This window comes from Peribacillus muralis, assembly GCF_001439925.1.
Taxonomy (GTDB): domain Bacteria; phylum Bacillota; class Bacilli; order Bacillales; family DSM-1321; genus Peribacillus; species Peribacillus muralis.
In genome coordinates, this window is sequence record NZ_LMBV01000001.1 from 308,942 (window position 1) to 318,970 (window position 10,029).

Genomic DNA, 10,029 nt, shown 5'->3' on the forward strand with positions numbered 1-10,029 from the left:
TCAAAGTCTATGAAAAAGATCTATGGGGTAATGGGAGATCCAATTGCACATTCGATGTCACCTGACATTCATAATGATGCATTTAAAAAAGAAAATATAGAAGCGGTGTATCACCATTTTCATGTGACGAAAGATGGGTTATCCGATGCTGTAAAAGGCATGAAATCCCTTGGTATAGAAGGATTTAACGTCACCATCCCGCATAAGACTTCAATCATCCCTCTCCTTGATGAAGTAGATGGACTGGCCCAGGCAATCGGGGCTGTAAATACGGTTGTTAACAAAAATGGTCGATTTATAGGGTATAATACAGACGGAAAAGGATTTTTTAAATCTTTATGCGATGAAATATCAGGTGACATTAAGGCTAAAAAAACGTTAGTGATCGGAGCGGGCGGTGCTGCGCGTGCGATTTATTTTACCCTCGTAAAAGAAGGGGTAAAGCAAGTTGATATTGCAAACCGGACAAAGGAAAGAGCGGCCCAGCTTGTTTCTGATTGCCCATATGATAAAATATCGAAGGCACTCTCGATTATCGAAGCGGAACAAAGCTTATCACAATATGATTTGATCATCCAAACGACTTCATCCGGAATGAGCCCGGAGTTGGAACATTCACCGGTGAAGGTCGACCAGCTCAAAACCGGTGCAATAGTCAGTGACATCATCTATAATCCCCTGCAGACCAAGCTGTTGCGCGAAGCTTACGAAAAAGGGGCGAAAACGCAAAATGGTCTGGGAATGTTCATCAACCAGGCTGCGCTCGCTTTTGAGATATGGACGGACATTATGCCGGATACAGCAAGAATGACAGATATTGTCTTGAACAAACTAGGAGGTAACACATGTTAACAGGAAAACAGAAACGATTTTTACGCTCAAAGGCTCATCACCTCAATCCGATTTTTCAGGTTGGTAAAGGCGGGGTCAATGATAATCTCATCAAGCAAATTGGTGAGGCGCTTGAAGTACGTGAATTAATCAAGGTCAGCATTCTGCAAAACTGTGAAGAAGACCGCAACGATGTAGGGTTTTCTTTAGCAAAAGGTGCGCGGGCGGAATTGGTTCAGATCATCGGCAATACCATTGTCCTGTATAAAGAATCAAAAGAAAACAAACAACTTAAACTACCTTAAGGAACCTATCTATGAAAAAAATTGGAATTCTTGGCGGTACATTCAATCCACCGCATATCGGTCATTTAATTATAGCGAATGAAGTGCTGGAGGCTCTAGAGCTTGATGAAATTCGATTCATGCCAAATCATGTTCCACCCCATAAGGAAAAATCGGAGGAAGTAACCGATATGGACAGGCTGGCTATGTTGGAAAACGCGATAGCCACAAACCCATCTTTTTATATTGAGGGTCTAGAAATAGAAAGAAAAGGCACATCTTATACGTATGATACGATAAAGCTCCTGAAAGAACTTGAGCCGACCAATGAATTCTATTTCATAATTGGCGCAGATATGATTGAGTATTTACCCAATTGGCATCGGATTGACGAGTTGGTGGAATTGGTCCATTTTGTCGGGGTGAAGCGTCCTGGCTACAATGAAAAGACCTTATACCCGATTATGATGGTGCAAGTCCCGCAGATGTTCATTTCTTCTTCCATGATACGAAGGAAGTTAAGAACGGGAAAAACCGTGAAATATTTAATTGCAGATCCAGTGGTGAAGTATATTAAAGGGAATGGTTTATATGAATCGTGAGAGAGCGCTCGCGCTTGTCAAAGAGCAAATCACGGAGCGCAGGTACATCCATACTGTAGGCGTGATGGAGTCGGCCATTGAACTTGCAGAGCTCTATGGCGCTGATGTAAAAAAAGCTGAACTGGCAGCGATTTTCCACGATTATGCAAAGTTTCGTCCAAAAGAAGAAATGGAGCAAATCATAATCGCCGAAAAGATGGCTCCGGACTTACTTCAATATAATATGGAGTTGTGGCACGCTCCTGTCGGGGCATACCTCGTGAAAAAGGAAGCTGGCATCACGGATGTTGAAATCTTGGATGCGATCGCCTACCACACGTCAGGCAGGGTCGGCATGAGCCTTTTGGATAAGATCATTTATCTTGCTGATTATATTGAGCCGGGACGATCCTTTCCGGGAGTTGACGAAGTCAGGCAGACAGCCAAGCAAAACTTGGATCATGCTGTCATCCAGGCTTTAAGGAATACCGTTGTTTTTTTAATGAAACGAAATCAGGGCATTTACCCTGACACATTTAAGACATACAATGATTTAATCATGAATTTGAAGGAGAAGATGTAATGACTGAACGTGAACTTCTTGTAATTGCAGCAAAAGCGGCGGATGATAAAAGAGCGGAGGATATCGTAGCATTGAATATGCAAGGTATCTCGCTTGTAGCGGATTATTTTTTAATCTGTCATGGTAATTCTGAAAAACAAGTACAAGCCATCGCTCGTGAAATGAAGAGCAAAGCTGATGAATCAGGAATCAATGTAAAACGTCTTGAAGGTTTTGACGAGGCGAAATGGGTGCTTGTCGATCTTGGCGATGTAGTGGCGCACATTTTCCATAAGGATGAAAGAAACTATTATAACCTTGAACGTTTGTGGGGAGATGCACCTTTTGAAGATTTAGAGAGTGAACTGACTCCATGACCTACGAACGCTTTGCCTATGTATACGATGAATTGATGAAGGATGCTCCCTATGAAAAATGGCTGATGATCCTTACGGCGAAGCTGGAACAGTACGGAATTGGTGGAAGGAAAGTTCTCGATTTAGCGTGTGGAACCGGGGAAATGACCGTTGAATTGGCGCAGCACGGCTTCGAGGTCACCGGCGTGGACCTATCGGACGAAATGCTTCTCGTTGCGAATGAAAAAGCGGTGAAGCTCGGGTTAACAATCCCCCTATTCCAACAGAATATGGCAGAACTTGAGGGGCTTGGTCAATTTGACTGTGTGACGATTTTTTGTGATTCGTTGAACTACCTTCGTGACGGAGCGGATATCGTTAAAACGTTCAGTCGGGTTCATGAGCATTTGCAGGATGGCGGATTGTTTCTGTTTGATGTCCATTCCATCTATAAAATGGAAGATGTGTTCCGTGACCATACGTTTGCCGTCAGCGATGAAGACGTATCCTATATATGGGATTGTTTCCCTGGTGAAGAACCTCACAGTGTGGAACATGAGTTGAGTTTTTTCGTGAAGGACGAGCAAAGCGGTCTATATGACCGTTTTGATGAATTGCATTATCAACGGACCTATCCGGTTGACCAATATAAAAACTGGTTGCAGCAAGCCGGTTTTACCGTGACTGAACTTATGGCTGATCTTGAAGAAGCTCCGCTTGTAACGGAAACGGAACGGATATTGTTCGTAGCCAGAAAATGAATCAAGAGGCCAGGGACCCCGCCCGCATATGCGAGTGAGGTCTAGCCTCTTTTTTTTTATTTTTAGCAGGAAATGAGAGATACATTACGAATATTAATAAGGATGGCCAAACTGCTTTTCAACTTCATCAAGATCTTCGGCAAACTTTTCATGCGTCGCTTGAAAAAGATGGTGGAACATTTCCCCTGTCTCTGCTTCCAAAACCTTGATTCCTTCTCCCGTTATCCCACCTTTCACACATACCTTTTCCTGTAAGGCCGGCAATGTATAAACGCCTTTACCGAGTAATTCCCCTAATCCGATCAGCATGTTCTCAGTCAAAGTCGTAGCGGTTTCTTTGTCTATTTTCGTCGTCTGGCAGGCCGCGTCAATAAAAGCTTGTGCTAGATAGCTAAAGAATGCAGGGCCGCAGCTGACGATGTCGGAAGCTACCCTGGTGATATCATTATCAATGACGACAGGTGCCGATATGGCAGAGGCCAATTCATGCAGAGCTATCTTCGCCTCCTTACTGCATCCCTCACCGTAGCTTAGCAGCGATACCCCTGAACCGACCCGATTGGTTATGCTCGGGATGAATCGCGCACAAGGCGCCTTTACGGCCGATTCAAGCTGCGCCACCGAGACCGGGCTAGTGATCGAGATGACTAGTTGTTCCTTATTTATATGTTGTTTAATGTCTGTAAGCAAGCTGTCGATTTGTAACGGTTTTACACAGATAAAAATGAAGTCCGCTTGCTGGGCAATTTCGGCTCCGCTTTCCGCTACCTCAATACCAGGGTGTTTTTCTTTCAGTGTTAATGCTTTGGAAAGTGTCCGGTTCGTAATGATTAAATCAGCTGGGTTCAATATATTTGCCTCCAGCCACGCCTCGATTAAAATGGTACCCATATTGCCTGTTCCAATTACACCGATTTTCTTCAAAGCCGTTCAACTCCTCTCACTTAAAAAACGATTCATTCTCCTAGAAACACTATGTATTAATGATCTGTCCTATGACTATGTATGCGGCAAAATCCAACAAGGAGGCAAATGAATGGATAGGATTTTAAAGAATAAAACGATGATGATTGCCCTTGCAATGGCGCTTGGGTGCGTGGTCATTTACTTTTTAATGCAAACGGGCCACGATCCGGTTGAACCGGACGATATCTTTGCCGAGGCGGCATTAGAGGGAGATATTGAAAAAAGTGAAAAAAATGACTTGGATGATGTTGTCATTAAAGTCGATGTGAAAGGAGCGGTAGAGAAACCTGGTATCTTTACGGCGCAGGCAGGTGACAGGGTAATTGATATGATTTCGGCAGCAGGCAATTTTACGGACAAGGCCGACAAGGATAAAGTCAATTTTGCCCAGCTAGTGGAGGATCAAATGGTCATTTATGTTCCGGAAATAGGTGAAGAGGAGGGAGCCTTGGGACAGAACAATCTCGCCCCTTCCGGTGGGATGAATGCGGGACAGGTGAATTTGAACACAGCCACTCAGGAAGAATTGGAGACACTTACCGGAATAGGACCATCGAAAGCGACTGCGATCTTGGAGTACAGGGAGTCCGTTGGTAAATTCAAGCAAATTGATGAATTGAAGAAAGTGTCGGGAATTGGTGATAAAACGTTTGAAAAACTACAGGACTCCATTTCTGTGCGGTGATTGATTGAATGGACTACACAAATCGACAGCAAGAGGGTAAAATTGAAGAAAATCAATTTACTGAGTAAGGGGATACAACAACATGAACAGGATTAGCTGGGATCAATATTTCATGGCGCAAAGCCATTTATTAGCTTTAAGAAGCACATGCACGCGCCTGACCGTAGGGGCGACGATCGTTCGGGATAATCGGATCATCGCCGGAGGATACAATGGCTCCATTGCCGGAGGAACGCATTGTATTGATGATGGCTGTTATGTAATCGATAACCATTGTGTCAGGACGATACATGCTGAAATGAATGCACTCCTGCAATGTGCGAAATTCGGGGTGCCGACTGATGAGGCAGAAATATATGTAACTCATTTTCCGTGCCTGCAATGCTGTAAATCCCTCATCCAAGCTGGGATTAAAGCCGTTTATTATGCTGAGGATTATAAAAATCACCCATACGCTCTTGAATTATTCAAACAGGCTGGAGTCAGGACAGAAAAGGTTGAAGCAAAAGGGGCCATCGATGTTAACGGAAAAGAAAAACAGGATTTTGTACGTACCTTGCTTGCCAAACTTGAACAAACTGGGCTAGAAAAAGAAGCAATATTAAAGTTGGAAGGGCAGGCAAAACAAATATTTAATAAGTAGATTGCGGAGGGTCGGACATGGAAAGACACCTTCTCTTATTAGCCGTTTCAGCCACATTTGGTGTTGTTGCCCATTCAGCATTAAGTGTAACGCTTTTAATCGTGATCGCGAGCTTTCTCTGCTTCCTCCATTATTCGCTGGGCCTGAGTGTGAAGGTCGTTGGCATCCATTTAGTAATGATGGTGATTTTTTTAGGGGCGGCTTCCTTTTCCAAACATCAAAACCAAACGATATATCAGGGGAATGAAAGCCGCTTTACCATCACATTCACCGACCAGCCGAATATAGATGGGCATTCATTAAAAGGGTTCATCATCAGTGAACACGGTGAACGGCTTATGCTTCGTTATAAAATGGGCTCTGAGCAGGAAAAGGAAAAACTGGGCAGGATATTGCGGATTGGATTATCTTGCCCGGCCGAGGGGAGCCTGGTGGTTCCCGACAAACAGAGGAATGAGAACGGCTTCGACTATCAAAGCTATCTTAAGCGCAAAAGCACTCATTGGATATTGAAAGCTGATAGCATTTCTTTTCAAGCGTGCAACGTAGGAGGAAATTCGCTTGTCCATTCGATACGTAATTTGCGAATGAAGGGAATTGCATATATAGGAGAAAACTTTCCAAAAGAATCAAGCGGTTTCGTCACAGCACTCGTTTTTGGTGACCAAACTTATATAGTTGAGGATGACCTTACTAATTATCAAAGGCTAGGCTTGGTGCATTTACTGGCAATTTCCGGACTTCATGTCAGCTTTCTGACAGGGATGTTATTTTACTTGGGAATCAGGGTTGGCATTACCCGGGAAAGGATGATCATCGTCCTCCTAATCTTCCTGCCCGTTTATATGGTACTTTCGGGCGGAAGTCCATCAGTCGTTCGATCATGTTTAATGGCCATGCTATTCTTTTTACTATTATTATTCAAGGAGCGAGTCTCCGCAGGATCCACCATTGGACTCGTTTACATCGCATTGTTGTTCTTTCGGCCGAATATTCTTTATGATATCGGCTTCCAACTTTCGTTTGCCGTCACTTTTTCCATAATCATCTCCTCGAGCATCTTCTTGCGCTATCCGCAAAAAACACTGCAGGTTTTCATCATTAGCATCATCTGCCAATTGGCAGCCCTTCCGATTTTGCTTTTTCACTTTTATGAAGCGTCGTTCCTTGGAGTGTTCCTGAATGTCGTGTATGTTCCGCTTTATTCAATTATTTTGCTGCCTTTTTCATTGATTGCCCTCTCTTGTCATGTACTATCTCCGTCACTAGGAGAGCCGCTTATAGTGATTTTGAACTTCATTTTCATCCTTTGCAATAAAGTCGCTTCGGCAGCATCGAATGTGCCTTTAGCCTCCATTGTGTTTGGAAAACCCCATTTTTTCATGCTGACGTTACTTGTTGTTTCCTTATTAGGGCTATTTCTGAAATGGGAGGAGTCTTTTAAAAAAAGTAAATGGTGGTGCGGAATGCTGATTGCGGTTTTGTTTTTTCAATATCATGCACAAAAGCTGTCGCCATTCGGCGAAGTGCAAATCATTGATGTTGGCCAAGGTGACTCCATTTTAATTATTTTGCCATTCAACTGCGGTAATTATTTGATTGATACGGGCGGACAAATTACATTCCCGATTGAGCCGTGGGCGGAAAGTCGCAAGAAGTTCAATACTGCGGATAATATCGTCATTCCATTGTTGAAAAGTAAGGGCATCCATCGATTGGACAAACTGATCCTAACTCATGCGGACGCCGATCATGCAGGAAGTGCGAAAGAATTAATCGAACATTTTAAAGTGGAAGAAATCGTCATAGGAGGCGGCAGTGAAGAGCACTATAGCGATATGGACTTTGTCTCGATAGCAAGAGATAAAAACGTGCAGATGTCAGTCATCAAAAGGGGGGACCGATGGGTAGCGGACGGAGCTCCGTTTATCGTGCTTAACCCTCATGGAAAAGAAGAAAACACGAATGATTCGTCGATTGTTTTATACACGCAGCTTGGGGGATTATCTTGGCTCTTGACGGGAGATTTGGAAGAGGAGGGGGAGAGGGAGCTGCTGAATGCCTTCCCGCGATTACGGGCAGATGTCTTAAAGGTTGGCCATCATGGCAGCAAGACATCTACTTCGGAACCCTTCCTTTTGCAGCTGCAGCCGAAAGCTGCATTGATTTCAGCCGGTAAAGATAATAGATACGGCCACCCCCATGAGGACGTCTTAGCGAATCTAGAAACAAACCGAATTCGGGTGTTCAGGACGGATGAAGACGGCTCGATCATTTATAAGTATTACAAAAGGAAAGGAACCTTTCGAAAGACTATCCCATAGTATGTTGTAGGAAATCAAAAAGAAAGAGACTGCAAAAGCAGCCTCTTTCATAAAAAAATAAGTGCAGAAATCAGGATCCGACAGCTTTAATGACGACAGCTATGGTGAACATGGCAGCGAAAAATACAAAAGATCCGATGAATCCTATTGCGGAATCAGCGACGTCATCTGTCTTTGATTGGACATTCTTTTCAAATTCGTTCATGATTTACCCCTCCTATTTCTGCTAATAGTATAAAACATTACCAATAAAAAATCCACAGGTTGCATTCTTCATTTCCTTTACTGACAAGAGTTGTCACAAATAGTTTGCGGGTATGAGGTCAAAATAAAAGTACAAACAAAGCAAGCGAAAAAAAAAGCTCAATTAATGTTCTACATGAATACCTTACCCGCTTTCAAGGAAGATTACCCGGGCCTTTCTTGAAAGTGTTCATATAGATCCGGAACTAGTCCTTTAGGGGGCTAGTTCCCTTTATAGCTTGTCAAATGGTCATTCCACCTATACCATTAGAGAAGAATACATAAAAAAAGAGGCGGATTCTATTGGTATTAGACGTTTGGAAGAGCATAAAAAAAGGGCAATTCGCGCCAGTGTACTTGTTATATGGAACGGAGGCCTACCTTATTAATGAAACGAAGCAGCTATTGATCGAGAATGTCCTCCATGAAGATGAAATGGATTTCAACTTTGCTCAATTTGACTTGGAAGAGACGCCTGTTGAAACGGCACTCGAAGATGTTGAAACCCTTCCTTTTATCGGGGAACGGCGCCTTGTTTTCATGCAAAACCCATTTTTTCTGACGGCTGAAAAAACGAAGTCGAGAGTTGAGCATAATGTGAAGAGACTTGAAGCATATTTGGCTGATCCCGTCCCATATTCGATCGTCGTCCTGACTGCACCCTATGAGAAGCTGGATGAACGAAAAAAAATCACCAAGGAACTGAAGCGAAAAGCGGTCCTCGTTGAAGCGAAGAAGCTTGGTGATCATGAGTTGAAGGGATGGGTGAGGGAAAAGGTAGGTTCTGTCCGTATAGATGATCAGGCTACAGAGCTTTTACTTGAACTTGCAGGAACGAACTTGATGATGCTAACGAATGAATTGGATAAATTGTTGCTGTATGTGGAAGCGGATAAACACATCACCGCCGAGATTGTCGAAAAGCTTGTGGCTAAATCACTTGAACAGAATATTTTCACACTAGTTGATCATGTGCTGCAGCGGAAGATGGAGAGCGCGATGACGATTTTACACGACCTACTCCGTCAGAACGAGGAGCCGATCAAGATATTGAGTGTGATGGCAGGACAAGTCAGGCTCATGTACCAAGTGAAGGAGCTATCCCGTCAAGGATACAGCCAGCAAAAAATTGCCGGGCAATTAAAGGTGCATCCTTTCAGGGTAAAGCTGGCACTAGAAAAAACGGGGAAATTCCAAGAACGCGAACTGCTGAGCATCATGAACGACTTAGCTGAGGCGGATTATAAAATGAAGACGGGCCAAGCGGAGAAGGCGATCACGCTTGAGTTGCTGCTTTTGAAAATTAGGTGATTAAAAAGGTGACGGCAGCGCTGTCACCTTTTTATGTTTGTAATATTGAATGTTTAATGTTACTAAAGCATCTCATATTGTCCCTAGTTTTGGGGAATTTGTACGTAGCCCGTTACATTGCACTGCAGGCGCTCCCTTTCCGCGGGCGGTCCGTGAGCCCCCTACGCTTTCCTGCGGGGTCTCACATAGACGTGCATTTCCCGCAAGAGTCTCGCGCCTTCCGTTCCATTCCACTCAGCGTGAATACGAAGATGGAATCTTGATTGCCTATCTTTTTGAAATATTGTACTAAGTCCGTTTCATTTCACNNCCCAGAGGCGGTACGTGAATCCCTCGGCTTTTAGCCTGCGGGGTCTCACGTAGACAGGTATTTGCCGCAGGAGTGTCGTACCTTCCGTTTCATTCCCCTCTGAGTGAATACGAAGATGGAATCTTGATTGCCTATCTTTTTGAAATATTGTACTAAGTCCGTTTCATTTCAC

General features: G+C 43.7%; 12 protein-coding genes. 10 read left to right on the forward strand and 2 right to left on the reverse strand.

Going from position 1 to position 10,029, the window contains the following annotated elements:
* Window positions 1–9 precede the first annotated feature (9 nt).
* From aroE to ASU00_RS01500, 6 genes are read left to right on the forward strand one after another with little or no spacing between them, the layout of a single operon-like run.
* Entirely contained in the window at window positions 10–852 is an 843-nt protein-coding gene (gene aroE / locus ASU00_RS01475) for a shikimate dehydrogenase (protein ID WP_057911666.1), read from the forward strand.
* On the forward strand, window positions 846–1,136 hold the full coding sequence (yhbY, locus tag ASU00_RS01480) for a ribosome assembly RNA-binding protein YhbY (RefSeq protein ID WP_057911667.1): 291 nt from the start codon (window positions 846–848) through the stop codon (window positions 1,134–1,136). Before aroE ends, yhbY begins: the two co-directional genes overlap by 7 nt.
* 11 nt (window positions 1,137–1,147) lie before the next feature.
* Window positions 1,148–1,717, forward strand: a complete 570-nt coding sequence (locus ASU00_RS01485; protein WP_057911668.1) for a nicotinate-nucleotide adenylyltransferase — start codon at window positions 1,148–1,150, stop codon at window positions 1,715–1,717.
* The gene (gene yqeK / locus ASU00_RS01490; RefSeq protein WP_057911669.1) at window positions 1,707–2,279 is read left to right on the forward strand and encodes a bis(5'-nucleosyl)-tetraphosphatase (symmetrical) YqeK; all 573 of its coding nucleotides are present in this window, start codon (window positions 1,707–1,709) and stop codon (window positions 2,277–2,279) included. The genes ASU00_RS01485 and yqeK overlap by 11 nt, the downstream gene beginning before the upstream one ends.
* Entirely contained in the window at window positions 2,279–2,635 is a 357-nt protein-coding gene (gene rsfS / locus ASU00_RS01495) for a ribosome silencing factor (protein WP_057218744.1), read from the forward strand. The genes yqeK and rsfS overlap by 1 nt, the downstream gene beginning before the upstream one ends.
* On the forward strand, window positions 2,632–3,375 hold the full coding sequence (locus ASU00_RS01500) for a class I SAM-dependent DNA methyltransferase (protein WP_057911670.1): 744 nt from the start codon (window positions 2,632–2,634) through the stop codon (window positions 3,373–3,375). Before rsfS ends, ASU00_RS01500 begins: the two co-directional genes overlap by 4 nt.
* Before the next feature lie 93 nt (window positions 3,376–3,468).
* Here ASU00_RS01500 and comER read toward each other — a convergent pair whose 3' ends face one another.
* A complete protein-coding gene (gene comER, locus ASU00_RS01505) occupies window positions 3,469–4,299 on the reverse strand; it encodes a late competence protein ComER (protein WP_269085297.1) in 831 nt (276 codons plus the stop codon).
* A gap of 112 nt (window positions 4,300–4,411) precedes the next feature.
* Between comER and ASU00_RS01510 the strand changes: the two genes are divergently transcribed.
* The 3 genes from ASU00_RS01510 to ASU00_RS01520 all read left to right on the forward strand — a co-directional run bounded on the left by ASU00_RS01510 (window position 4,412) and on the right by ASU00_RS01520 (window position 7,993).
* Window positions 4,412–5,026, forward strand: coding sequence for a helix-hairpin-helix domain-containing protein (locus ASU00_RS01510; protein ID WP_057911671.1), 615 nt, complete (start codon window positions 4,412–4,414; stop codon window positions 5,024–5,026).
* An 82-nt stretch (window positions 5,027–5,108) separates the two neighbouring features.
* Entirely contained in the window at window positions 5,109–5,669 is a 561-nt protein-coding gene (locus tag ASU00_RS01515) for a ComE operon protein 2 (protein ID WP_057911672.1), read from the forward strand.
* Window positions 5,670–5,686: 17 nt separating this feature from the next.
* On the forward strand, window positions 5,687–7,993 hold the full coding sequence (locus ASU00_RS01520; protein ID WP_057911673.1) for a DNA internalization-related competence protein ComEC/Rec2: 2,307 nt from the start codon (window positions 5,687–5,689) through the stop codon (window positions 7,991–7,993).
* 70 nt (window positions 7,994–8,063) lie between these two features.
* Here the strand turns inward: ASU00_RS01520 and ASU00_RS24275 are convergent, their stop codons facing one another.
* On the reverse strand, window positions 8,064–8,198 hold the full coding sequence (locus ASU00_RS24275) for a YqzM family protein (RefSeq protein WP_034308559.1): 135 nt from the start codon (window positions 8,196–8,198) through the stop codon (window positions 8,064–8,066).
* A 341-nt stretch (window positions 8,199–8,539) separates the two neighbouring features.
* Between ASU00_RS24275 and holA the strand changes: the two genes are divergently transcribed.
* A complete protein-coding gene (holA, locus tag ASU00_RS01525) occupies window positions 8,540–9,547 on the forward strand; it encodes a DNA polymerase III subunit delta (RefSeq protein WP_057911674.1) in 1,008 nt (335 codons plus the stop codon).
* The last annotated feature ends 482 nt before the right edge of the window (window positions 9,548–10,029 follow it).

What these genes read in the sequence shown, in the direction of transcription:
- rsfS (WP_057218744.1), top strand. Translation starts at nt 2,279, where the DNA reads ATGACTGAACGTGAACTTCTTGTAATTGCAGCAAAAGCGGCGGATGAT.
- yqeK (WP_057911669.1), top strand. Translation starts at nt 1,707, where the DNA reads ATGAATCGTGAGAGAGCGCTCGCGCTTGTCAAAGAGCAAATCACGGAG.
- ASU00_RS01485 (WP_057911668.1), top strand. Translation starts at nt 1,148, where the DNA reads ATGAAAAAAATTGGAATTCTTGGCGGTACATTCAATCCACCGCATATC.
- ASU00_RS24275 (WP_034308559.1), bottom strand. Translation starts at nt 8,198, where the DNA reads ATGAACGAATTTGAAAAGAATGTCCAATCAAAGACAGATGACGTCGCT.
- ASU00_RS01520 (WP_057911673.1), top strand. Translation starts at nt 5,687, where the DNA reads ATGGAAAGACACCTTCTCTTATTAGCCGTTTCAGCCACATTTGGTGTT.
- aroE (WP_057911666.1), top strand. Translation starts at nt 10, where the DNA reads ATGAAAAAGATCTATGGGGTAATGGGAGATCCAATTGCACATTCGATG.
- yhbY (WP_057911667.1), top strand. Translation starts at nt 846, where the DNA reads ATGTTAACAGGAAAACAGAAACGATTTTTACGCTCAAAGGCTCATCAC.
- ASU00_RS01500 (WP_057911670.1), top strand. Translation starts at nt 2,632, where the DNA reads ATGACCTACGAACGCTTTGCCTATGTATACGATGAATTGATGAAGGAT.
- ASU00_RS01510 (WP_057911671.1), top strand. Translation starts at nt 4,412, where the DNA reads ATGGATAGGATTTTAAAGAATAAAACGATGATGATTGCCCTTGCAATG.
- ASU00_RS01515 (WP_057911672.1), top strand. Translation starts at nt 5,109, where the DNA reads ATGAACAGGATTAGCTGGGATCAATATTTCATGGCGCAAAGCCATTTA.